Origin of the sequence: Rossellomorea aquimaris (assembly GCF_020172085.1) — a bacterium.
GTDB classification, from domain to species: domain Bacteria; phylum Bacillota; class Bacilli; order Bacillales; family Bacillaceae_B; genus Rossellomorea; species Rossellomorea aquimaris_E.
This window is the reverse complement of the sequence record NZ_JAIVAT010000007.1, coordinates 386,219-408,618: the sequence shown is the minus strand read 5'-3', so window position 1 is coordinate 408,618 and position 22,400 is coordinate 386,219. Positions and strand designations below refer to the sequence as shown.

26 protein-coding genes are annotated in these 22,400 nt (G+C 41.6%); 11 read left to right on the top strand and 15 right to left on the bottom strand.

Annotation, left to right across the window (positions count from 1 at the left end; translation table 11 throughout):
• Positions 1–87: 87 nt before the first annotated feature.
• The 7 genes from LCL96_RS14585 to LCL96_RS14555 form a co-directional block, all read right to left on the bottom strand.
• Positions 88–318: a hypothetical protein gene (locus LCL96_RS14585; protein WP_224942189.1), complete on the bottom strand. Its 231-nt coding sequence runs from the start codon at positions 316–318 to the stop codon at positions 88–90.
• A gap of 226 nt (positions 319–544) precedes the next feature.
• Positions 545–973, bottom strand: coding sequence for an NUDIX hydrolase (locus LCL96_RS14580; protein WP_224942188.1), 429 nt, complete (start codon positions 971–973; stop codon positions 545–547).
• A 59-nt stretch (positions 974–1,032) separates the two neighbouring features.
• Positions 1,033–1,458 carry a hypothetical protein gene (locus tag LCL96_RS14575; RefSeq protein WP_224942187.1) on the bottom strand — a complete coding sequence of 142 codons (426 nt, stop codon included), beginning with the start codon at positions 1,456–1,458 and terminating at the stop codon, positions 1,033–1,035.
• Positions 1,459–1,557: 99 nt separating this feature from the next.
• Positions 1,558–2,298: a hypothetical protein gene (locus tag LCL96_RS14570; protein WP_224942186.1), complete on the bottom strand. Its 741-nt coding sequence runs from the start codon at positions 2,296–2,298 to the stop codon at positions 1,558–1,560.
• Entirely contained in the window at positions 2,295–3,056 is a 762-nt protein-coding gene (locus LCL96_RS14565; RefSeq protein WP_224942185.1) for a hypothetical protein, read from the bottom strand. Before LCL96_RS14565 ends, LCL96_RS14570 begins: the two co-directional genes overlap by 4 nt.
• 53 nt (positions 3,057–3,109) lie before the next feature.
• Positions 3,110–3,751, bottom strand: a complete 642-nt coding sequence (locus tag LCL96_RS14560) for an SDR family oxidoreductase (RefSeq protein WP_224942184.1) — start codon at positions 3,749–3,751, stop codon at positions 3,110–3,112.
• A gap of 399 nt (positions 3,752–4,150) precedes the next feature.
• On the bottom strand, positions 4,151–4,765 hold the full coding sequence (locus LCL96_RS14555; RefSeq protein ID WP_224942182.1) for an HAD-IA family hydrolase: 615 nt from the start codon (positions 4,763–4,765) through the stop codon (positions 4,151–4,153).
• Positions 4,766–5,129: 364 nt separating this feature from the next.
• On the opposite strand from LCL96_RS14555, the gene LCL96_RS14550 reads away from it, so the two are divergent.
• The 3 genes from LCL96_RS14550 (at position 5,130) to LCL96_RS14540 (ending at position 6,467) form a co-directional block, all read left to right on the top strand.
• Complete coding sequence (locus tag LCL96_RS14550) at positions 5,130–5,324, top strand: hypothetical protein (protein ID WP_224942181.1); 195 nt, start codon at positions 5,130–5,132, stop codon at positions 5,322–5,324.
• Between the two features lie 3 nt (positions 5,325–5,327).
• Entirely contained in the window at positions 5,328–5,726 is a 399-nt protein-coding gene (locus LCL96_RS14545; RefSeq protein ID WP_224942179.1) for a hypothetical protein, read from the top strand.
• Positions 5,727–5,795: 69 nt separating this feature from the next.
• A complete protein-coding gene (locus LCL96_RS14540) occupies positions 5,796–6,467 on the top strand; it encodes a DUF3885 domain-containing protein (RefSeq protein ID WP_224942178.1) in 672 nt (223 codons plus the stop codon).
• A gap of 66 nt (positions 6,468–6,533) precedes the next feature.
• Here the strand turns inward: LCL96_RS14540 and LCL96_RS14535 are convergent, their stop codons facing one another.
• The gene (locus LCL96_RS14535; protein WP_224942177.1) at positions 6,534–6,902 is read right to left on the bottom strand and encodes a YkvA family protein; all 369 of its coding nucleotides are present in this window, start codon (positions 6,900–6,902) and stop codon (positions 6,534–6,536) included.
• A 137-nt stretch (positions 6,903–7,039) separates the two neighbouring features.
• Here LCL96_RS14535 and LCL96_RS14530 point away from each other — a divergent pair, with 137 nt between their 5' ends.
• Entirely contained in the window at positions 7,040–7,366 is a 327-nt protein-coding gene (locus LCL96_RS14530; protein ID WP_149154292.1) for a YnfA family protein, read from the top strand.
• Between the two features lie 48 nt (positions 7,367–7,414).
• Here LCL96_RS14530 and LCL96_RS14525 read toward each other — a convergent pair whose 3' ends face one another.
• From LCL96_RS14525 to garR, 3 genes are all read right to left on the bottom strand, one after another.
• Entirely contained in the window at positions 7,415–8,758 is a 1,344-nt protein-coding gene (locus LCL96_RS14525) for a GntP family permease (RefSeq protein WP_224942176.1), read from the bottom strand.
• Positions 8,759–8,852: 94 nt separating this feature from the next.
• Positions 8,853–10,280 carry a four-carbon acid sugar kinase family protein gene (locus LCL96_RS14520; protein ID WP_224942175.1) on the bottom strand — a complete coding sequence of 476 codons (1,428 nt, stop codon included), beginning with the start codon at positions 10,278–10,280 and terminating at the stop codon, positions 8,853–8,855.
• Positions 10,280–11,179: a 2-hydroxy-3-oxopropionate reductase gene (gene garR, locus LCL96_RS14515; protein WP_224943470.1), complete on the bottom strand. Its 900-nt coding sequence runs from the start codon at positions 11,177–11,179 to the stop codon at positions 10,280–10,282. The genes LCL96_RS14520 and garR overlap by 1 nt, the downstream gene beginning before the upstream one ends.
• Before the next feature lie 221 nt (positions 11,180–11,400).
• On the opposite strand from garR, the gene LCL96_RS14510 reads away from it, so the two are divergent.
• The 4 genes from LCL96_RS14510 (at position 11,401) to dcd (ending at position 14,572) form a co-directional block, all read left to right on the top strand.
• The gene (locus tag LCL96_RS14510; RefSeq protein WP_224942174.1) at positions 11,401–12,018 is read left to right on the top strand and encodes a GntR family transcriptional regulator; all 618 of its coding nucleotides are present in this window, start codon (positions 11,401–11,403) and stop codon (positions 12,016–12,018) included.
• A 115-nt stretch (positions 12,019–12,133) separates the two neighbouring features.
• Entirely contained in the window at positions 12,134–12,562 is a 429-nt protein-coding gene (locus LCL96_RS14505) for a hypothetical protein (RefSeq protein WP_224942173.1), read from the top strand.
• Positions 12,556–13,986: a hypothetical protein gene (locus LCL96_RS14500; protein WP_224942172.1), complete on the top strand. Its 1,431-nt coding sequence runs from the start codon at positions 12,556–12,558 to the stop codon at positions 13,984–13,986. Before LCL96_RS14505 ends, LCL96_RS14500 begins: the two co-directional genes overlap by 7 nt.
• Positions 13,970–14,572, top strand: coding sequence for a dCTP deaminase (gene dcd / locus LCL96_RS14495; protein WP_224942171.1), 603 nt, complete (start codon positions 13,970–13,972; stop codon positions 14,570–14,572). Before LCL96_RS14500 ends, dcd begins: the two co-directional genes overlap by 17 nt.
• Before the next feature lie 144 nt (positions 14,573–14,716).
• Here dcd and LCL96_RS14490 read toward each other — a convergent pair whose 3' ends face one another.
• Entirely contained in the window at positions 14,717–16,399 is a 1,683-nt protein-coding gene (locus tag LCL96_RS14490; RefSeq protein WP_224942169.1) for a restriction endonuclease, read from the bottom strand.
• A gap of 237 nt (positions 16,400–16,636) precedes the next feature.
• Here LCL96_RS14490 and LCL96_RS14485 point away from each other — a divergent pair, with 237 nt between their 5' ends.
• The 3 genes from LCL96_RS14485 (at position 16,637) to LCL96_RS14475 (ending at position 20,049) form a co-directional block, all read left to right on the top strand.
• The gene (locus tag LCL96_RS14485) at positions 16,637–17,227 is read left to right on the top strand and encodes a dienelactone hydrolase family protein (protein ID WP_224942167.1); all 591 of its coding nucleotides are present in this window, start codon (positions 16,637–16,639) and stop codon (positions 17,225–17,227) included.
• A 458-nt stretch (positions 17,228–17,685) separates the two neighbouring features.
• Positions 17,686–19,428, top strand: a complete 1,743-nt coding sequence (locus tag LCL96_RS14480) for an ABC transporter ATP-binding protein (RefSeq protein WP_224942165.1) — start codon at positions 17,686–17,688, stop codon at positions 19,426–19,428.
• Positions 19,429–19,587: 159 nt separating this feature from the next.
• Positions 19,588–20,049 carry a GNAT family N-acetyltransferase gene (locus tag LCL96_RS14475; protein ID WP_224942164.1) on the top strand — a complete coding sequence of 154 codons (462 nt, stop codon included), beginning with the start codon at positions 19,588–19,590 and terminating at the stop codon, positions 20,047–20,049.
• Between the two features lie 48 nt (positions 20,050–20,097).
• On the opposite strand, the gene LCL96_RS14470 is transcribed toward LCL96_RS14475, so the two are convergent.
• From LCL96_RS14470 to LCL96_RS14460, 3 genes are all read right to left on the bottom strand, one after another.
• A complete protein-coding gene (locus tag LCL96_RS14470; RefSeq protein WP_224942163.1) occupies positions 20,098–20,538 on the bottom strand; it encodes a hypothetical protein in 441 nt (146 codons plus the stop codon).
• A gap of 160 nt (positions 20,539–20,698) precedes the next feature.
• On the bottom strand, positions 20,699–21,409 hold the full coding sequence (locus LCL96_RS14465; protein WP_224942162.1) for a TIGR02206 family membrane protein: 711 nt from the start codon (positions 21,407–21,409) through the stop codon (positions 20,699–20,701).
• Positions 21,410–21,513: 104 nt separating this feature from the next.
• Positions 21,514–22,350 carry an SDR family NAD(P)-dependent oxidoreductase gene (locus LCL96_RS14460; RefSeq protein ID WP_224942161.1) on the bottom strand — a complete coding sequence of 279 codons (837 nt, stop codon included), beginning with the start codon at positions 22,348–22,350 and terminating at the stop codon, positions 21,514–21,516.
• Positions 22,351–22,400: the final 50 nt, after the last annotated feature.

Sequence of the window (22,400 nt, the reverse complement as noted above, 5' to 3'; positions counted from 1 at the left end):
AGGAGATTTTTTTACCAAGACACATCCGATTTAGGGGAACAATAAAAAAACTGCCCATTCCTATGAGCAGCTCCATCAAATGTTTACTTAAGTAGATTTTGATTTTTCTAACCGTCCAATATACGCTTCAATATAATGTCGATTCGCTTCATTCAATCCTTCAGGCAGATCATTCAGCTTAAAATACCGAAGATCAATCGATTCCGTTTCATCCATATTCATCGATCCAATCGCATGGGATGTCACGTAAACCGCCGTTACGGAATAAATCTCATCCCCATTTGGCAGTTGCAGATAGTATTCAGGACCTGAGCACATCCCCACAAGCTCCATACCCCGATTTCAAGTCCCGTTTTCTCCTCTCCGTCTCCTCCAGGCTTTCTCCCAACTCCATCAGGCCGCCCTGCAATCCCCATGCACCGTCCCGTCTGTGCTGAAGGAGTCCTTTTCTTCATTTATGATAAGGATAACGGCTCCAGGGCAGAATCAATGGAGTGGATCCGACTATCTTTCTCAAATCCATAACGTAGCTCTTTACGCCCCCCTACATGTCTATCGCTTTTTTTACCGCCCAATCATGGTGTTCGTGGAAAAGAAGCTGACTCGCCTCCTCCAAATCAATCCACTCTGTGACATGTTCACTTTGCTCCTGCACCTTTTCGTTCAGCTCAACCTGATAAAAGAAGGCGTCACTCAGGAGGGGCTCTTCTTTCCTTGTAAGAAAATAGCGCATCGCATTTCCTACGTAAGAGCCAATCGTTCCACGGTAACCCGTTTCCTCCATCAGCTCCCTTTCCAGGCACTCCACCTGACTTTCATCACCTTCCATGCCGCCACCCGGCAAAAAATAGTGCCCCGTATCGTTTCTCACCACCAGCACTTGATCCTTTTCATGATGAAAGGCAATGGCATAGACACCTTTTCTTTTTCGATAGTTCAAACCTGGAATCATTTCTCCGAAGACCATTTTCATTGATTCACCTTCATTCTCTACTTTCTCATACACGGTTTCATCACATACTGATTATATCCCTATTCAACTTGTATTCTGTCCTCTTCCAAGCTCAAAAAGTTCATAACCAGCACATAAAAAGGATACGACACCAGTGCTCCGATCATCACTAAACCTGTTGCCGGATTCGGGGCATCGCCTCCGTTTGTCACCGGAAATAAAAAGGCGATGATAAAAGCAGAGAGGAGAAAGTACGGAAACCAAAGTACCGACGTCCAATAGGCAGCCTTTCGTCCCACCATCCACTTCTTGGTGAGAAAATGTATGATGACTGTCCCTAGGATGACGACCACTCCAGTCATGAACCCACTTACATTCTGGACTGTATCCATTTCAAAGCCCGTCAGCCTCGTTAATCTGTATACATTCACCATGAGCTCTACAGGGATGAGGATCATAAGGGCATAGATTATGCTGAGCACATTTATTTTTATAAAATGGTTCATTTAAGTTCACCTATCTTCTACTACCAATTATTTCAAATCCAAACCATATTCTCAACTAAAAAAGAATGACCCGGTAGTGGATCATCCTTTTTTAATAGACTAATATATTCCCTGTTCCAGCTGTTCCTTACTAAGCCTTTGCATATGCTCTTCATGAAAATTTCCATTTGTGTAACCGTAGCTGTTCATATGTTCCATCAAGTCGGCTTCCTTGCCATTAGCCGCGAGGGGAATCCAGCCGAATGTCGAAAACATCCCTAAATCGAACTCATCCCAAAAAGAATCGGCCTGGCCTTCACTTCCGTTTGATAATTTCATGGCATATACCCATTCTTTCGGAAGCTTCATCATCCCATATGATGTTCCTTTCATGGAGACCTCCGAATTCATCAGAATACTGGGGACATAATGCTGCTGACCACCGCTGATCGAGAATCCCCTATCTCTCATGAAGTAAAATTGAAGGGTTTGAATATGATTTCCAGGTGCCATATTCCAGACAATACGAAAGCTCGAAGGATCATCTTTATCTACCATCCACACTTTAGGCTCCCCATTGGTCCGGATACGCTTAACCTTCCATCCTGTTATATTCCTCTTCCAATAGCTTATGCCGTAACCACCTGAGTCCGAGCGAAATGGAGCTACCCCGTGCCGGCTATCAACCTTTATAAAATCCTGGATCTCGATTGCCTGAACATTCTGCACGGTTGAATTAATACCGGAAAGAAGATCTTCGTCTTGCGGAAGCGAATCTGTTTCCATATACAACCAGTAAACTGCCAGTAATCCTACTACCAGCACTCCAACAACTAGAAAAGGGATCCTTTTCTTCTTCATCGGCCCACCTCCTCTAGCACTGTGTGAGGCATGCGGAAATAGTACTGAGTCTTCCAGGTGGAAATCAGAATGCCTTTCCCGTCGTCTTCCAAATAAATGTCAGATTCCAGTCCGCTTCCCCATTTAGGATTAGTACCGATCAACTGATATGGAAAACGTTCAGACTTGTTATTACGGCCGTTCATCTCTCCGTACCACACCTGACTATCGAATTCGACCTGTTTCATCTCAGTAAGTTGCTTCATCAGTTTCTCCTGGTCCAAGGTCCGTCCCTCTCCAGATGGATGAATGACGTTAATGGAAGCGTCTTTGGCCCTTGTTATGTAGGTGGATAGTTCATTTTCAGGATAGATAAATGAATGAACTGGGATGGTAAGTAAGGTTCCTGCCAGGAAAATGAAATTGGCCAGGAATCCGATCCAGGAAAACCGGCGATACGTGTCCCATCGCCCTTCCTTACTTCTCAGCACACCATAGAGAATCCATACACCGAGTGGTAAAATCGGGATTTTCACAAATGTATGAAACCATTCCATGTTGATGGTAAACGAAAACAAACCAATCAAAATGGCGAATAACACTTTCCACACCTTCGGCTTTGTTCTGAGCCTTCTATATACTCTATAGGCGAGATAGCCGATCAAAGTCCATTCAATGATGGATATGATAAAGGCTACGATATTAAACGAAACATCGATGTTGACGATAGGATCTCCCCCTTTTTCTATATGTCTTCCTATTTTACCATCTATATCCATATCGCGGACAAAAAAAGAATGACCATCGAATGATGATCATTCCTTCATTTTATTTATACGTTTTGAACAGCCTCTTCTATTCCTGTACTTCCTGAAATAAGATCGAATCCCTTATTGAATGTGCTCGCTTCCGTTAACGATGCCACGATCGTACTCGCCACATCTTCACGGGGGATCGAACCTCGTTCCAGATTTTCAGCGGCTGATACTTTCCCCGTTCCTTCTTCATTCAGCAGTCCGCCTGGACGGATAATGGTGTAGGTGAGCCCGCTGTCCACCAGTGCACGATCGGCAAAATGCTTCGCTACATAATACGGCTTCAGGGAATCGTTCCAATTCTCACGGTGATGAGCCTGCAGGGCACTTACCATCACAAAACGTTCGATTCCGGCCTGCTTTGCGGCCTCCATCGTTTTCACCGCTCCGTCAAGATCGATGAGAAGCGTCTTGTCTGAACCTGTGCTACCACCAGATCCTGCAGTGAAGACAACAGCATCTGCGCCTTTCAATCCATTTGCGATCTGGTCAACCGTTCCCTCCAAATCAACCAGTTCAGCCTCCACGCCTTCCTGTTCAAAAGACGGCACCTGCTCTTCCTTCCTCACAATTGCTCTCGGCGTATGCTCGCTGCGCTTCAAGAGTCCGATCACTTGCTTCCCGATTTGTCCATTTGCTCCAACAACTGCTACGTTCATCCTCTCATCTCCTTATTCCGATAATTTTAGTATGAATTCATCATCACATGTTTGGCCGGTTGATGACAAATCATCTGTTTGGTGTGTGCTCATATAATGTATCCGAAATGGAGAGATTTAAAACGGAGTGAGTGCTTATCTTAGTGCGAGTGGGAAGATTTCTACAAAAAAGAAAGAATCATAGACTTTTGAGTAGCGGATATATGTTTAGAAAGGAGCGTCGCACGGGATTTGCGTCGTTTTTTTATTTATTGCGTCATTTTCTGAGTATTTGCGTCGTTTTTTAATTTATTGAGTCGTTTTCCACCATATTTGCGTCATTTTTTTGTTTTATGCGTCTATTACCAAAAATACCCACAAAAAAAGACTATTAAGGTCCGTCCCTCAATAGTCCAATCTTTAAATAATCCTATACAACTCCTCCACACTCGTCACCACATAATCAGCATGAGGATTCTCTACCATTCTATCCGTAAAGTAGCAGGAACTGATCCCCGCATTCTTCCCTGATTCCAGGTCCAAATCCCTGTCTCCAATCATGATCGCTTCCGACTGGTTGATACCATGTGTTCGGATCAAATGCTGAATGGCATCTGGACTGGGCTTTCTCTCAAATCCATGCTCTGAGGTGATGAAGTCAGAGAAGTAGCCAGTCATCCCGAAATCCTCCAACATTTTCATAGAAGACTCTCCCCTGTGGGTGTACAGATAATTCCGTCTGCCCGTTTCATGAATATACTTACAAAGCTCCATCATTCCTTCAAAGGGCTTGGACAAATCAAATTCGACTTCTTTTCTGCGAGAATCATAGGCTTCGATAAAATCGTTACCGATTCCGTACTTCTCTCCGTAGTGATTGAAAGCATCTGTCATTGATACCTTCATATGTTTCATGATTTCCTCTAACGGTTCATCAATTCCATCCTTTTCAAGGGTTTCCTTGAAGCTTCCCGCCATGACGGGATATGTATCAAAAAGCGTCCCGTCGAAATCCCATATGATATGTTTGTACATGTCCATTCCCCCTTCTTATGTAAACTATCCTTATTTTACCACAAGGACTGTTATCTTCGTCCATCATGCAAGAGAATTCATACAAAATAGGAAATTTATGCTAAAATACTGTAAAGAACAACCAAGGAGGATATCCATGATCCACCCACAGCAAACGGTTTTTCTTATAAGCTCCGCCATCCTGTCTTTCGCAGGAATCATTCTTTTTTCAAGAACACTACCGCAATTGGGTTTCCTCATCCTATATATATTTATCAAATTCAACCAGTCCGTCGTCTCCTTATTTCTTATGCCCTTTTAGGTTTACTACTGTTTTCAATGAGTGGATTGAATAAAAACAAATGTACCAAGGGAGGTGAGTGACATGGAACTCTTTATTATCTTTGTAAGTGTAATTGTCCTTATCGTGTTTCTCTTTATCTTCTATATTATAGTAGAACGAGCCGTACGGGACGGAATCAACAACTCGGTCATCGGGCGCTATCTTGAAGAAAAACATGGAATCAAAGATCCACAAGGGGATGAGAATCTAAACGACGATACGTTCAAGGGGGAATGATAGTTGTTCGGGATGACAGTAGAAGAAACACTGATTTTAGTCTGGTGTGCCATTCTATTAATCAATAATGTCGAGTTGATTTTCAGATATCGATCGAATAAAAATAAATATATAGAACTCCAGGATTCAGGTGCCCTCATGCCCATCAGTCAGTTACGATTAACAGTTGGAATCCTGATTGGCACCTTTATTTTCAAAGGACTTATTTATATCATCGCCGCTTTTGTCCTTCACAACCTCTATGCCAAAATCTTCGGGTTCCTCCTGTTGGTCTTAAGACTGATCATCGGGATTCAAGATGAGGAGACGTTCCGGAAGAGCAAGTGGGATCTCTTAGTGTTACTTCTTGAAACGGGGTTTGTTGTGTATTTTATGCTGGCTTATTTCTTTTTTGGGTGGTGAAGAACATCTTTAAATACGAACGATCCATTCCATTACTTTTAGTAAAGATTAGTTAAATAGGAGTCTTGTATGCAAAACTTAACCAACTTTATGCAGAGCTACTTTAACGGTCTAATCCTTCGTCCACCCCTTTTCTACTCGTCTGAATTTGGTCTGCGCTTTGAAATCTCCATGCCTGGAGAGGAACATATAAACAAAGAAAACCTGAAGCAAATAAAGGAGCGAACGACTAGTCTATTCGACCACGTATTCCATGATTCCGATGATATCCTTCTGATAACGGACGTCAACACCGTGGAGGAAGACCGCTTCCTTGAGAAGAGACCCACAAAGGTGTATCAGAAATACATCAGGCATAAGGATACTCTCTACAAGCTTCAATACAAGCTTCTCCCATGGGTCTTCCAACATGTCGATGATGAAGAGGATGACAACATGGTCACGCATCGGTTCATCCTGCCATGTCAAAAAAGGGATATCCGCTATCAACAGCTCCTCATGGCGATTTCTTACGAGGACTTCACACATCCAACTCAACTGTTAAAAGGTTTTCAACACGCGGGATTAGAAATATACTTTGTGAATGTTACAAGAAAGATCATTTACCATCTATACGATGATCGTGGGTGTGATATCATTGCCTCGGATAAAGAAGACATACGTTCCCTATACAACGATCGTAATGATTGGATATTGGATTATGACCGGCAGCGGATTGAGAACATGATGAATGCTCAATAAAAAGGCGCAGGGTTTGAAGAATGAAAACTCAACAAATCCATGCGCTTATCATTTATACATGAGGATCTACAACTTCCCATCCACCTCTGACGTATCCACATCATCACCGAACCAGTCACTCAGCTTCGCCTTGGCTTTCGCTTTCACTTCATCATCGATATACATGGAAACCTGTATTAAAGCGAGACCGAGGGCTCCAAGGTCATCTGTAAAGCCTATCCCGACTGCCATATCCGGAATGAAATCTGTCGGAAGGATGAAATATCCGAGTGCCCCGATGATGACCATCTTCGACTTCTTTGGAACATCTGGCTTCTGCAGGACAAAATAAAGGAGCAGTGCCGTATACACGACGGAATGACCTGCCTTCACACCATACCTCTTCAGCTTATCCCAAAACTTTTCCTCTGAAAAATGCTTTTCCGTGTTGTCCATTTCATTTCCACCTCCGTTATCAGTGAACAGCTCTTGTTCCTTTCATTGTAGAAGGTTTGGTGGAAATAGACAAATGTTTGCACATGCGGATTTACGTTATAATTCAACTACATAAACCTATGTAAGGAGTGATCAGCATGCTCAATGCCATCATATTGTTCATCTTAGCCGGAATTGCCGAAATCGGAGGGGGCTATCTCATCTGGCTATGGCTTCGGGAAGGCAAGCCTTCCTATTGGGGACTGGCCGGCGGAATCGCCCTGGCTCTCTACGGCGTCATTGCTACATTCCAGTCCTTCCCTTCCTTTGGACGTGTCTACGCCGCTTACGGCGGGGTGTTCATTGTCCTGTCCGTTCTATGGGGATGGGGAATCGATAAGAAAACACCGGATGTGTATGACTGGGTCGGGGCCGGGATTTGTCTGGTTGGGGTTGGTGTGATGCTACTTGGGCCGAGGCAGTAAAAAGCCGTCTCTCAGAATTCTGAGAGACGGACCTTATATCTACAGCTCTTACAATCCCGGAAGTATCCCTGAGAACAAGCTCAAAATCAAAACCGTCGTTATCGCTGTCAAGCCGGCAATGAAACCACCAAGCGTCCACGCTTTCAATGTCTGAACGACAGTCAATTTTCCGAATCTATTTACAACCCAGAACCCCGAGTCATTCGGGAGAGAAAGCCCGATTCCACCGGCACAAATGGCTAGCCCCAGTAATATTGGGGAAACTCCAAGTTCCACTGCCATTGGCCCGAGAATACTGGATGTTGTCACCAAGGCAACGGTCGCTGAACCGAGTGACGCACGCAGGATTTGGGAGAAGATAAATGCCAGTAATAGTACCGGGATACTCCAGCTTTGCATCGTTGTGATTAAATAATCGCCGATACCACTCTTATTAATCACTGCTCCAAATGCCCCACCGGCACCTGTCACCAGTATGATGATCCCGGCTGAGTTGATTGCTTCTGAGTACAATCTGTTGTTGGGAACAGAGATGTATGGGGCAAGCAGAATGATTGCTACCACCACACTTATGAACAGTGCAATGTTCTTGTCGCCGATAAATCCTAATATACTCGCAAGACCCGTATCCGGAATGAGCAACTGAGAAATAGTGTTGATCAGGATAAGTCCGATAGGAAGTGCCAACATGAAGAAACTTAAGCCTGTGCTGATTTCCTTTTTGGGAGCATCCTCTAAGCTTACTGCTACTTCTTCGATGGCACCTGAGTGATTAATACGCTTTCCTATGAATAGCCCGTAGATATATCCACCGACTAGTGTAGCTGGGATGGCCACAATAATTCCGTAAAGAATGAATAAACCAAGATCTGACCCTGTATTTTCCGCCACTACAAGTGGCCCTGGTGTAGGGGCGATCATGTTATGAGAAACGATTAAACCAACTCCAAGTGCCGTAACAAATGAGATGACCGAGATACCTGTTTTCTTTGATAAGCTTTTGATCAATCCACTCAGAATGACGAATGCTGCATCAAAGAACACGGGAATAGAAACCGCCGTCCCCGTCAATGCAAGACCGGCCGGTGACTTTTTGATTCCGAAAGCTTTTAGTACCGCTGCTGCAATTTTTTCAATCGCTCCTGATGCACCAAGGAACTGTCCGAAGATGACACCTAGTCCAATCAGGATTCCGACACCTGTCAAGGTGTTCCCGAATCCTTGTGTTACAGTCGCCGCCACTTCATTTAACGGCATCCCAATGACCACTGCCGTTGCGAATGCAACCCCGATCAAGGAAAGGAATGGTTCAACCTTCAACTTTAAAATCAAGAAAAAAAGTGCTGCTAATGCCAGAAAGAAAATCACAATCAACATATTTCCTGTAACCATATCTGATTACCCCCTTTGTTTTGTGAAACACTTTTATCACAAGCAGAACCACCTAGCATTCCCCTTAAAACATTGGCAATTCTGCATTGTTCCATTAACCTTCCAGTGTCGAGACCACATCTCTTAACGTCGTGACCGCTCCAACATTTCCTGGAAAAATAACGTATGGAATGAACGGGAACGTACTCTCTTCACTAGTTTTCCATACCGGGATTCCCGGTGCGATTTGACCTGCAACGGTGGCCCGTCTGACACATAACCCTCTTGTGCCAATGTCACTTGAAGTGATGCCACCTTTAGCAATCAAGTAATTGGGTCTTACGGAGAAATGTCGCACAATACTTGTGACGGCATTCGAAATCTCGACAGATAATTGCAACTCCTGTTCTTTCATCCCGTCTCCAAGATCTAAGCGCTTTCTTTTCGTATAGATGACCGTGCTTACCCCTTCAGTGATTTTGGCCTCCGCTTCACGCTGCACACGTTCGATTTCTATTTGAAACGCCTCTTTATCTAGCACCAAATGAGCATCAAATTCAATGAAATGCAGGGATGACAGATCCCTAAGTTTCTCTAACTGGTCGGTCGTTTTCTTAACGTGAGATCCGACAATTACCAATCCGCCATTTTCCCGTTCCTCGCTGATCAATTCTTCCTTTGTTAACAATGGTCGTGAAGAAATATCCCCGATTACCTTTGTAAAAGTTGCTGCCGTTCGGAAGATGAATCGTTTCCCTCTCTCGATCGCAATGATCAGGGCAGTCGTGAAGACTCTCACATCTTCTTCCTCAAGTGCATTGACCACTACTTTCCCAAAATTCTTCACCTCAAGCAATTGATCAATGATTCCTTCTATATCCATGCCTCGAATGGATTCTAGTGAAATATACGTGACACCAGCTTCAGAAAAAGCTCCATTCGTCTTCTCTTCGACCCATTCACCTAAATGACTAGACTTGAAGCCGAATGTCCGGTCTTTAGCAAATTCAGTTTCTCCGGCAGGAATCAGTATATCTTCCTGTTGAACAAAGTGAGTATTCTCTATTGTCAATCGACCGCCTTCTTTAAAAAACGGAAGGATAACCTCCCCATCAACGTTCATGTGGCTTTCAGCTTCTATCGTTTGTCTGAGAACCTCTGTTTCCAGAGGATAATGACCTCTCAAAGTTGAATCACCACGGCTGATGATGAGGTATGGGAGCCCAACTTTCTTGGAGATCGCCTCGGTTCGTACTGCAATATCCCGGTGGACCTGCTCAGTTTCTTTTGCCGTAAAGGCTCTCGAATTCGTCAGGATGAAGAAAATTTGATTATCTTCGGCAAACCCTTGTTCAATGGTTTCTTCCTCCCAGTCTGTAAAAACCGAAACCCCATGAACGGTTTGAACACCTGTCGGATCGTCATCAAGGACGACAATTTTGTGTGTAAAACCAGGTCTGATTTTCCTCCACCATTTGTTTACTTCCTCTACGTTGATAGATTGATAATTTGAGAGGATCTTCTCTACATGGTTTGTTTTCATCACAGACTGACACCATTTACTTCATGATTCGCAAGCTTCTCATAATATTGAATGAGCCCCCCATGATCATCAGCTGCTTTCCCATTTGCCATTAATGATTGGTACATCTCTAGTACCTGACTTGAAAGTGGTAACGGAACACCAATGGAGTAAGCGGTATCCATTACATTCGTCAGGTCTTTCGCATTGATATCAATCCGGCCACCAGCGACGAAATTCCGTTCAAGGATCAACGGTACCTTTGCTTCCAGCACTGCACTTCCAGCCAACCCTCCACGGATCGCTTCGTACATCTTCTTGATATCAATTCCCGCTTTCGATGCTAACGTAAGTGCCTCTGACATCGCTGCGATATGGACGTTCACCAGAATTTGATTGGCAAGCTTCGCTGTCGTACCGCAACCATGATCTCCAACGAGAGTAATACTCTGCCCCATCACTTCCAGTACAGGTTTCACTGTTTCATAGATTTTTTCTTTTCCTCCAACCATGATGGCCAGAGTTCCGTCGACTGCCTTCGGTTCACCACCGCTAACAGGAGCATCGAGCATCTCCATTCCCCTGTCTTTAAGAGCCACGGCGATTTCTTTCGACTGAACTGGTGAGATCGAGCTCATATCCACTATAATTGTTCCATCATTCGCTCCATAGATGACACCGCTTTCACCAAGGACCACACTCATCACATGCTCGCCTTTTGGAAGCATCGTGAAAATAATATCGCTATTTTCACCCACTTCTTTCGGAGAACCTGCACCCCTCGCTCCTAAGCCCACCAACTCTTCTACTGCAGACTCATTAATATCAAACACAGTTACATCGTAGCCATTCCGTACTAGATTAAGTGACATCGGTTTACCCATAATCCCAAGACCAATAAATCCAAGTCTCATGTCCATTCCCTCCTGTTGATTAAGCGTTTTCATTTTGTTATTGTCACCAATTGTACACAATAAATTATATTTTGTATACAAAATTATATAAAATGTATACAAAATTATTTTTAGTTATAACTTTTAAATCATCCCCACTCGTTCTATACTTTTAGAAAGGGCTTTAATTAAGGAAGCCGAATACGGGAAGAAGACTTAAACAGAGTCTTTCATTGGAGTCGATCAACTTGAAGAAGAAAACTCAGCAGCACGCTTATTTACAATCATATGAATACCTAAGAGATAAAATCTTAAACGGTGAACTCGAACGGGGAACCAAACTTATAGAGGAAAAAATGGCAGAAGAACTTGGAGTGAGCAGGACACCGATCCGGGAATCGATCCGCAAACTAGAACAGGAAGGTCTCGTCAAGCAAAAACGCGTCGTCAACCCAACCGACATGGACCTTCGACACTACTTCCAGGTCCGAATCCTTCTAGAAGGATTTGCTGCCAAATCAGCCGCCACCTTCATGAACGAACACGACCTGAACCAACTGAAAGAATGTATTCAGGTTGGCAGAACTGGGACACCCGAAGAAATCATGGAAGCCAACAAACAATTCCATGACGTCATCGTCAATGCCACAAATAACCCCGTCATGATTGATACAATCGAACGCATGCAATCCATCATCTATCTCTTTAGGAAGACAGTCGTTTATCATAATCGGCCGTTTTTGATTGATGAGCATCAGGAGATTTATGACGCTATTATTTCTCATAATGGAGAGGTAGCTGAGAGGTTGATGAAGGAACATATTCAGGCAGATTTAGAGTTTTGTTTGCATGTGATGGAGAGGTAAATTCCTCGATACAGAACGACTGTTGAATTATATTTAGTTTTATTTTCCAAAAGAAGGATATATAATTTAAAATAGCGAATTATTATAATAAATTATATGGAGGGAGTGTACAATAATGATTGTTACTGTAGATAAACGTGACGATTTAGTAATTCAAGATAGCAAATTAGAGAGATTATATTTAACTCAACAATTTTATGCGCTTAGAAACTCAATACTGGAGAACAAAAATATCTCTGAAGAAAATTTAAGCACAATTTCCGATTTTTTAAGTAGCGGTAAAGCTCATTACGAAGGTATTTTTTTAGACTTTCATCAATTAGAGACCTCAGAAATTTACTCTTTAATAAGTAAAAGTTTAACACCTGAACAAATTTTACAATCTTCTTTCAAAGATAATGTAGAACATTTATTAAACAGCTTAAGTAATGTTTCTTCATTAAGCGAGGCGGATAGAAAAATTTTAGTTAATTTCCTTTCAAGTTTAATTAGTAATTTGACCACAAAAAAAATTAGTAATCAAAGGAACTACTTCGATTGGTAAATTCTACTGACTACTTTTTTGATCATTCACTTCAAATACACCATGATCAAGCTTTTGCATTGTTTAATCAAATTGAAAAACTAAAATTAACTTCCTATCCTTCAATTGAAGCATCCAATTTTGTTGAAGAACTATCCGCCATTTGTAACCTACTATTAAAAAAATTCGAACTGATTCCAAATTCAAGTTACTCAGAAATTATCTTATATCGTCAAGCATTAAATTATTTACAAAAAATCGTAAGTTTCATTTCTCAAGCAAATATTACTCATCATCCAATGGAAGTTATGGTACCAGCAAAAGAACTTATCTTGAAATTTGGAGATGAGACCTTATTCTTTACTCAACCAGTTTGGATACTAAACTATGCAATTGGTGACGTTTGGAGTAAATTTTCTAACAACCTCTCCAGGTTATTACCAGAATTAGATTTAGATTTAAAGAAAAAAATATTAATTCAGTTTCCTATTATTCATAAAGATGATGTTTTATTAGGCTGTGTAATGGGACATGAGCTAGGGCATTATTTTGATTTACATACTAACTTAAACATTTCAGCATCGTTACTGCCAAAGTTATTACAACATAAAAACATCAATAATTTGAAGGATTATGTTCAATTAAAAATAATACCTCCAAATATAAAATTAAATTCCGAGCAAGAAGATAGAATAAAAAAAGACTTAGTAGTAAAGGTTTTAGGTGAAGACTATTTAGTCAATTGGTTAAAAGAATTTGTAGCTGATATTGTTGGCATTTTATTATATGGTCCTGCCTCTCATTTTTCCGGTGATAGTATATTCACATTCAGCTCATTATCTGAAAATGGTAGTTTATCAGACTCATATTCCCCTACCCATCCTAGATCTTCAATTAGAAGCCTAATTAGACTTAGAACATTTGCACAACTGGGTTATGATCAGATTTTCGATCAAGATATTAAAAATTCTATAGAAATTAGCAAACAAAAGTGGGAACATGCTAATACTAATAGTGCAAGAAGCTTTTTAGATGGGGAAATTAATGACACACTACTCTATCGACTAACACTCAACGAAGAATCATATCCATTAATAGAAAATATTTTAATGGAAAATCTAGATTACATTATTGATTTTATTGTATCTACTATTCCAGGTGATCTACATTACACAGCCCAACAGTATAATTCGCTAGTTCCAAAACTTTCAAAAAAAGTTTCTAATTTTATACCGCCAAACGAATTATTTGATGGTCCTGTGGATAGCATTAGTATTCTAAATGCAGGATGGCATGCTTATATCGTATACAAAGACACATTAAGCGATAACCTTGTTGAACATGAACAAGATTATAATATTAGGGAAATGATCAATAACCTAATAAAGAAAGCATTAATGTCTGCTCACATACATAGGAGGTGGAACGATGTCAGTACTAACTAGCCAGCTAATTGAAGAGAGGCTCTCTTTAAATGACGAAAATCTAGAAGATAAATTAATTATCACACCATTATTAGAAAAATCCCAATTAAATGGTGCTAGTATTGATTTACGACTAGGAACAGAGTTCAAAGTTTCTATTCCCACCAAGTCCCCATTGCTGGGTACTGTTGAAGAGCCAATAGAACAGTTTTTTCAGACTACTTATCGTAAGTTTGGAGAGGCTTTTATTCTGCATCCTAATCAATTAGTATTAGTAAATACTTTTGAGTATATAAGAATACCCAATAACATCGTAGGAATGATTAGTACAAGGTCTTCTTTAAACCGTCTGGGTTTAAATGTGACATCAATTGTACACCCAGGTTATGCAGGAACACTAACTTTACAATTAGAAAATAACGGAGTAAACGCAATAAATCTAACTTGTGGTATGCGTCTGGTCCAATTAGTATTATTCTCAAGTGAAGCTGTACCACAAGCGTATATATCGAATTCTGTTTCTAAATATATTAGTAATACCTCTCCAATTCTTTCTCAAATTAACAAGGATACTGATTTGGAAATCCTAAATAAATTCCCTTTATAATCGCAAATAAAATTCTAACATGGATGATCTATCTATCACTTCACATAAAAAAAGACATGAGACTGAGACCCATGTCTTTTTTTATGTATTCCTTTTATAAGGATGCAAAGGGATTTTTAAAAAGAAGAACATATCTTCTAAATATTACTTAGCTTCCAACCCCTTCTCCATCAACAACTTCTTAGCTTCTTTCAAATCAATCCTAGCCCTATGACCATGCTTCTCCAACAAATGTAAAAGATTATTCCCACTCAACAAAGTTATAGGCTTTCCTTTTGCAAATTCGTATGCATCCGGTCCATAATCCGCTGTTGAAACTAATACTCCTTTGTTAGCACCTTCATTTAGCAAGGTACCATATAAATCACGCACGGCAGATACACCAACCACATTTGTGTATCGTTTTGCCTGAATTACTACTTTTCCTCCTCGTATAGGGTCTGGATCAAATGCCACTGCATCTACTCCTCCGTCCTTACTTGCCTGTGTGACTTTCACTTCTCCACCAGAATGTTTAAATTCCTTTTCAAATAATTCTCTAATTAAATGTTCAAAATCTTGCCAGTCCATAGCAGCTAAATTATCGCTTTCATTAATGGAGTCTGCAATATCATATGATGAGACAAATCGAGGGTCATTCCTGTCTATTTTAATAATAGGTGCAATAGGAGATATGCTATGTAACTTACTGCTTCCTATACCTTTTAAATTCTTAAAACATAATTTCGGATCTACGAGTGAAAGGTTGATTTTCATAAACTCTTCTTTAGATGCTTGAACAGATAGTATGCATGCATTTACTTCTTGCCCGGTTGACTTATCCACTGATTTAACCCAACCATTAAATACTATTGATTCCAATGCGTTAATTGCATCAGCTTCGAATAATTCATGTAGAGACCTTAATGTAATTTGGTAAAGGAGATTATCATACATCTTTTTCTCTGCTGTTGCTGACAATCGTACTTCCTTGTATTCATCTTTTGATTGTATATATTTTACTTCCTTCAAGGTTGGTATATGATGTAGTGAAGGTAGAGAGTAATCAATAACAAGAATTTTATTAATTGGATTGTAGTCTATATCAAATTCTTGTGGAAATTCATTTGGATAGATTGAATTGGTGAGTACCATGTCACAATAATCTACTATTGCTGTAGGACATGAGTTGAGATAATTTTCTTTTTGGTTTTGGATTGCTTTATTTTTTTCCTCTTGTTTAGTTAAGAATTTCTTTTTCTCCTCTTCCCATGAAAGTAGTTTCTTTCCAAAAAGTGCTGAATCTTCTTGATTCTTTTTATTAATTCTATCTTTTTCTTTCTCCCAATTTATATGAGCTCTATTTAATTGTTCATTAGCCAAATCAATTTTCTTTTGTTTCATTGAAGAAAATATCTTATCCAAAAATCCCAATTTAGGTTGGAACCTCTCCATTTTTTGGGTAGGTTCTTCTGGGAGACTTACCAACTTTGGCTCCTTAGGTTTAGCCTTGCTAAAAGTACTTGTATCTTTTAAACTTTCCCAATTGATCTCATCATCAATTTCTAAAGTGAACAATAATGTATTTTCAACTTCCTGTAGGATCCCTCCAGCTTCAGTTGTAAGTTCAATCGCCAGTTCTTTTTTTGCTTCTTTTTCTCTAATTATATTGTCACGTTCTACCTTTTTCATTTCAGTTTCTTTTTTCTTTCTCCACATTTCGTCCCATTGATTCACCTGTGCTAGAGCCTTTTGTTCAACTACATAGTAACTGTCTCCTTTAATTACCCTATATTTATTTAGTCCATCATGTTTGATTTCTCTCTGATACATGTACCGAGGTGCCAATTTCCTCTCCTCCTTTTATTGAATGAGTATCATATTTATATTTATGTATTCACATAACGAAAAAGTATTATTTAATATAATATCTACCCAGGTAATATTTTACTGCATTTTGGATATAAAATGGAAATTACGTGTCCGTTTTATACTCAACCCGTATCGCAAAACTAAGTTCAATTTTACATTTCAATGCAACCAGGAAAACCAGTAAAACAAAAGAAATATTAAGGGGGAAACAACATGCTTCACTTTCAACAACATTCTAAAACGCTCGTAATCGTGATCCACGAAATATACGGAATCAACCAACATATCCAAGACTTCTGCACATTCATTTCAAATCAGGGTGCTGACGTCATTTGTCCCGATCTACTAGAGAAAAGAGGTCCTTTTGATTACTCTCAAGAAGAGATCGCTTACCATCATTTCATAGAGCACATAGGCTTTGAAAATTCTTCAGAAGAAATAAAGGACCTTCTCTCAACCTATCGCCCGAAATACAAACGAATCGTGATAATAGGATTCAGTGTAGGTGCAACGATTGCCTGGTTATCTAGTGAAGATGAAAGGGTTGATGGAGTTATAGGTCACTATGGTTCACGTATCCGAAACTATTTGGAGGTCACACCTCTGTGTCCGACCATGTTGTTCTTCCCAGAAGAAGAACCCTCCTTTCAGGTGGACGAAGTCATTGCGGCATTAGAACAAAAGCACATCGACATTCAGAAATATAGCGGTAAACATGGATTCAGTGACCCTTATTCGCCAAACTACCATAAGGAATCAGCTCAAAAAACAAGGGATAGGATCATAGATTTTTTGGTTGGTTGAATAGATTTATGAATCTTGCTTGTTTCCATGCCCTTGAAACAACAGCAACAACGCGCCCACTACAGGCGCGTTGTTGTTTACTAACTCTTCTTTCTTTAAAGATCTACTGTTTGTTTTGGCCACGTGGAATGGAAGGTCGCCATGACCCTTACAGAATTTAAGTTTATCCTTACTCCCTTCTCTTCTCCCCTCACCCCATTCACCCTCAACCTTGCTTAAAACTGGATCCCTTAAAAATAAAAGGTTTCCCCAATTAACCTGATGTCATTTTCAGAAAATTAACTTTATTTTTCTTTTACCCCAGCATACAATGAATGTATCGAAACTAAAGGAGGCTGTTTTCATGAGAAACAAGGCTATGGTAACCGTACATTCATATAAGGGTGGGATACCTTTTTAACGATGACGGTCTTCCCCCTTATATGTGTTCTGTGAACTAACACATAAAGGGGTATCTTATGTCTTTTCCAGTGAAGAAATTTTTTTCGTATTACAAACCGTATCGCTCGATTTTTCTTTTCGTATTGTTCTGTGCGTTGATGACGTCTTCCCTGACGCTCGTTTTTCCGTTGCTTGTCCGCTATGTGACAAAGGATGTTTTGGCAGGAAGTCTTTCCACTGCTTTGGCCGATGTTCTTTGGATCGGCGGTGTGATGATTCTTCTTGTGATTGTGCAGAACGTCGGAAATTATATTGTGGATTACAAGGGCCACGAGATCGGGGCACGAATGGAGAGCGATATGCGAGGCGAATTATTCGCCCATCTGCAGAAGCTGTCTTTCAGCTTCTACGATAGAGAGAAGACCGGCCGGCTGATGAGCCGGGTGACGAATGATCTCTTGATGGTATCTGAGCTTTATCATCACGGTCCTGAAGATTATGTGAAATACCTTGTTCGCTTTCTTGGGGCATTTGTGATTCTATTTTGGATCAATGCTCCGCTTACCCTTACCGTCTTTTGTTTCTTTCCGGTCCTCGGTTTCTTCTCCCTGTATTTCAATAAGAAATTGAACCGTGCGTTGACGAATAATAAAGAGCGGATCAGCGATATCAATGCCCAGGTGGAAGATTCCTTATCCGGCATTCGCGTCGTTCAGTCGTTTGCCAATGAAGCGCTTGAAATCAAGAAATTCAATGTAGAGAATCACCGTTTCCTGGAAAGCCGGAAGGGAACGTATCGAGCGGAGGCTTACTTCTATAACGGGACGGAAGCCTTCATTCAACTGATCACAATCACCATCGTCATCTTCGGATCCATCCAGATTGTGAATGCTTCTCTTGACCTGCCTGACTTGATTACGTTTCTGCTGTATATCGCCTTTATGATTGAGCCCATTCAGAGACTCACTCACATGAGCACTCAATTACAGGAAGGTGCCACTGGTTTTCAACGATTCTTGGAAATCATGAATACCAAACCTGATATTGAGTCTGTTTCAGAGGCAAAGACCCTCACAACCGTTGACGGGCATGTTTCACTGAAAAACATATCCTTTCAATACGATCTATCCTTAGAACCTGTCTTCGAAGGTTTATCCCTTGAGGTCCTTCCAGGGGAATACGTTGCCATCGTCGGACCATCAGGAGCCGGAAAAACGACCCTTGGTTCTCTGATCCCCCGCTTTTACGACGTAAGGGGTGGCGGGATTTATGTAGATGGTATAAATGTGAAAGATTTGGACTTACATTTTCTCAGAAGCAACATCGGAATTGTGCAGCAGGATGTATATCTTTTTTCCGGTACCGTCATGGAGAATATCCGTTACGGTCATCCCGAAGCGACAGACGACGAGGTGATGATGGCTGCCCGGCAGGCAAATGCCGACGAATTCATTACAGGTTTGCCAAAAGGGTATCATTCCGACATCGGCCAGCGTGGCGTCCGGTTATCCGGCGGCCAGAAGCAACGTCTCAGTATCGCCCGTGTTTTCTTGAAGAATCCGCCCATTCTGATTCTCGATGAAGCGACGAGCGCTCTGGATAATGAAAGTGAATGCATCGTCAAGGAATCATTGGAGATGCTGGCCAGGGGACGAACGACCCTCGTCATTGCCCATCGATTATCGACGATTCGGAACGCTGGTAGAATTGTTGTTTTGTCAGAAGGAAAGATCGTGGAGGAAGGGACTCATGAAGCATTGCTGAAGCGAGATGGACCATATTCCCGACTGTATTCAAGGCAGTTTGAGACGCAGGTGTAAACGGAAAAGGCTCTCATACCCATTTGGTGTGAGAGCCTTTTTAACATTTTACGATAAGGTAAACTTATAGATTTTCATAAAATAATACTCATTAACTAATAAGGTAAATTCAGTTAGCATAGGAGATATAAAGACGTTTTCACGAAAAGGAGAATTCATTTGGAAAGAGAATTGCGATTCAGAGAAGCTACCGAAAAAGATGTCGATTGCATAGTTGCCATGCTCGCCGATGACGTGCTGGGCACGAAACGTGAGCGTTATGAACATCCCCTTCCCCAAAGTTACTTACAAGCGTTCAAAGCAATCAATTCTGATCCAAATAATGAGTTGGTGGTCGCTTGTGATGGGAAAGAAGTAGTCGGGGTTCAGCAAATCACGTTCACACCATACCTCACTCACAAAGGTGGATGGCGAGCGACGATTGAAGGCGTGAGAACCTCTGCTTCCGTGAGGGGTGAAGGGGTTGGAACGAAACTGATCCAGTGGGCCATCCGTCGGGCAGAAGCACGTGGCTGTCACCTCATTCAACTGACTACGGATAAGCAAAGGCCGGATGCACTGAGATTTTATGAGAGATTGGGCTTTCAAGCCACGCATGAAGGGCTGAAGCTCAAATTGTAAGACATGACAAAACGCTTGGAGCTCCAAGCGTTTTGGGAAATCCTCCATTCACTTCACTTTCACGGAAAACACATAACTTCCGTCCCCTTGCTTCCAGTGTGCCACTAGATGATACACATAGATTCCTTCCTTTTCTGGAACCACGATCGAATGGTCCTTCACTTCCACGGTTTCTACATGGGAATCCCCTACCCACTGCTCTGCTACCATTTTCTTAGGCTGTTTTTTAAATGTTACTGTGACATTTTCACCTGGAGCTACGGAGGCGGACTGCTCTTCCCCTGCCATCGCTACGATACTGGAATACTTCTTATCCACGCACTTACCTGAAAAAGGTCCATCCCAGCAATAGGAACCCTCTGTTACCGGAATGACAGTCTCTCCTGATGTCACTTTCGGTGTCGGCGGCGCTGTGCTGAATGGTTGGATAATAAATAGAAGAATGACAATAATACCAAGAACATTACCGATAACGAGCATCTTTCTCATAGAGTTCCCCCTTTTTGTTCAAAAACCAATACAACGGGTAAATATGCGTCCATTCCAGCCCGGTTATGGCGATTCCCCCTGTCCTCTATTATATGAACCGGTTCTGTTCATATATGAGCTGGTTTTCAAATGTTTGAACGGGTTGCCGAATCAAAAAAAATTACCCTTTGACCCTCTCCCGCTTTAAAAGCATCCCCATCGGGACATACGTCACGAAAAACACGACAAGTGCCGCTATTTCCAGATTAATATAATAGATGATCCCCGTTCCGAAAAAGGACAAGATCGTCTTCGATTCAGTCGGATTCGCCAGGTAGAAGAAATTTGTATCAAGAAGAATGTTTAGGAAGAAAATCGGAAGGGCGAGAAGGTTGACCATCAAAAAGCCGGTCCAGACCGCTTTCCTTGGTACCCGGTATCCCTCATATACAATGAAATAAAGGACGGACCATGCAATGGCTGCGTGATGAAGAAAATATTTAAGAAAGCGGAAATGAGGAAATTGGTACGCAATTTCAGGTGTCACCATGCTCAAGATCGGAGGGAGAAATCCAATAAAGAAGAGCAGATAAAACGGCTTCGGTTTCGGTTTCAGGAAGAGAAAAAGGGCGATGAATGTACTGATGGAACAAAGCTGGAGAGGTAGGTCTCCCACTTCCCACGTACCTGTTGCCACAAGCCAGACATGCCCCGACACTTCACTCAGGACCAGCATCCAAAACAGCGTCCACTTCAAGACTGACTGATATCTCTTTAGGAAATGCCTGAATATCACCAGCCAAAACGATATCGCCACAAACATCAAAAGCACCGAGACATGGGGAACAGAAAACAACTCAAACGTCTGCATTTCTGTCACGGAAAACATCATGCCACCCCTATTCCTTTTGAAAAGTGGTTATCATGGATAGTTTATTCGGCATAGAGGTTGACTAAGACTGCATTCTTCAAATAGAAAAAGCCCCCCAAAAGGGACTATCCTAGTGTAAACGGTGGAATATACCTCCCATCCACATCCGTAAAGTCATACTCTTTCGCAAGGTCTCCTGCTTTCAACACTTGACCCGTCTTCTTCATCACCCCGGGATCCATCGCAAGTTCTGTGATGGCACGTCCCACATAATAAGGAGTTTCGGATTTCCTTAAGTCTTCTGATTCCTGCCAATTTTCTTCGTCCACTCCCATATGCTCAAGCACTAGCTCTGTTCTCATGAACCCGGGAGATATCGACATGACCGCGATCCCGTCTTGTTTCAACTCTTCTGATAGTCCATACGCCATGCGGACGAGGGCGTTTTTGGCGAGGTCATAATAGAATTGTCCTGTGTATTTGCCGTCATCCCAGAACGTCGTATGAATGATCAATGCTTCTTTATTTTCCCTAAGTAACGGAATGGCAAAATGATTGGTAGCAAGCTGTGCCCTGACGCCTGCAGTGAACATCGTATCCCAAATCTCTAGTGGCAGTTCCCAGAAAGCACCGTGTTTAACGATGAGATCATGACCGCCCCATACATTATTGATGAGAATATCAAGCTTCCCCTGCTCCTTTCGAATCTGCTCGATGACTGCCTCTGTCTCAGAGTCGATCGTATGATCACATTGAATCGCAATCCCTTTTCCACCTGCTTCATCAATTTGAGCAGCCGTGTCATCAATCGTCCCCGGAAAGTTTTGCGTCGATCTCCCTTTCGTACTGCGTCCCGTTACATATACAGTGGCCCCGGCTCTTCCCAATTCAACGGCTATTGCACGTCCAGCTCCCCGGCTCGCCCCTGTTACAAGTGCTACTTTTCCTGTCAGTGATTTCATCCAACCATTCCTTTCAACATGTGAGATACACCCATTATACGATTCCATTC

Excerpts from the sequence above, each read along its gene's own strand:
- LCL96_RS14585 (WP_224942189.1), bottom strand. The coding sequence starts at position 318 with ATGTGCTCAGGTCCTGAATACTATCTGCAACTGCCAAATGGGGATGAG.
- LCL96_RS14580 (WP_224942188.1), bottom strand. The coding sequence starts at position 973 with ATGAAAATGGTCTTCGGAGAAATGATTCCAGGTTTGAACTATCGAAAA.
- LCL96_RS14575 (WP_224942187.1), bottom strand. The coding sequence starts at position 1,458 with ATGAACCATTTTATAAAAATAAATGTGCTCAGCATAATCTATGCCCTT.
- LCL96_RS14570 (WP_224942186.1), bottom strand. The coding sequence starts at position 2,298 with ATGAAGAAGAAAAGGATCCCTTTTCTAGTTGTTGGAGTGCTGGTAGTA.
- LCL96_RS14565 (WP_224942185.1), bottom strand. The coding sequence starts at position 3,056 with ATGGATATAGATGGTAAAATAGGAAGACATATAGAAAAAGGGGGAGAT.
- LCL96_RS14560 (WP_224942184.1), bottom strand. The coding sequence starts at position 3,751 with ATGAACGTAGCAGTTGTTGGAGCAAATGGACAAATCGGGAAGCAAGTG.
- LCL96_RS14555 (WP_224942182.1), bottom strand. The coding sequence starts at position 4,765 with ATGTACAAACATATCATATGGGATTTCGACGGGACGCTTTTTGATACA.
- LCL96_RS14550 (WP_224942181.1), top strand. The coding sequence starts at position 5,130 with ATGGAACTCTTTATTATCTTTGTAAGTGTAATTGTCCTTATCGTGTTT.
- LCL96_RS14540 (WP_224942178.1), top strand. The coding sequence starts at position 5,796 with ATGCAAAACTTAACCAACTTTATGCAGAGCTACTTTAACGGTCTAATC.
- LCL96_RS14535 (WP_224942177.1), bottom strand. The coding sequence starts at position 6,902 with ATGGACAACACGGAAAAGCATTTTTCAGAGGAAAAGTTTTGGGATAAG.
- LCL96_RS14530 (WP_149154292.1), top strand. The coding sequence starts at position 7,040 with ATGCTCAATGCCATCATATTGTTCATCTTAGCCGGAATTGCCGAAATC.
- LCL96_RS14525 (WP_224942176.1), bottom strand. The coding sequence starts at position 8,758 with ATGGTTACAGGAAATATGTTGATTGTGATTTTCTTTCTGGCATTAGCA.
- LCL96_RS14520 (WP_224942175.1), bottom strand. The coding sequence starts at position 10,280 with ATGAAAACAAACCATGTAGAGAAGATCCTCTCAAATTATCAATCTATC.
- garR (WP_224943470.1), bottom strand. The coding sequence starts at position 11,179 with ATGGACATGAGACTTGGATTTATTGGTCTTGGGATTATGGGTAAACCG.
- LCL96_RS14505 (WP_224942173.1), top strand. The coding sequence starts at position 12,134 with ATGATTGTTACTGTAGATAAACGTGACGATTTAGTAATTCAAGATAGC.
- dcd (WP_224942171.1), top strand. The coding sequence starts at position 13,970 with ATGTCAGTACTAACTAGCCAGCTAATTGAAGAGAGGCTCTCTTTAAAT.
- LCL96_RS14485 (WP_224942167.1), top strand. The coding sequence starts at position 16,637 with ATGCTTCACTTTCAACAACATTCTAAAACGCTCGTAATCGTGATCCAC.
- LCL96_RS14480 (WP_224942165.1), top strand. The coding sequence starts at position 17,686 with ATGTCTTTTCCAGTGAAGAAATTTTTTTCGTATTACAAACCGTATCGC.
- LCL96_RS14470 (WP_224942163.1), bottom strand. The coding sequence starts at position 20,538 with ATGAGAAAGATGCTCGTTATCGGTAATGTTCTTGGTATTATTGTCATT.
- LCL96_RS14465 (WP_224942162.1), bottom strand. The coding sequence starts at position 21,409 with ATGATGTTTTCCGTGACAGAAATGCAGACGTTTGAGTTGTTTTCTGTT.
- LCL96_RS14460 (WP_224942161.1), bottom strand. The coding sequence starts at position 22,350 with ATGAAATCACTGACAGGAAAAGTAGCACTTGTAACAGGGGCGAGCCGG.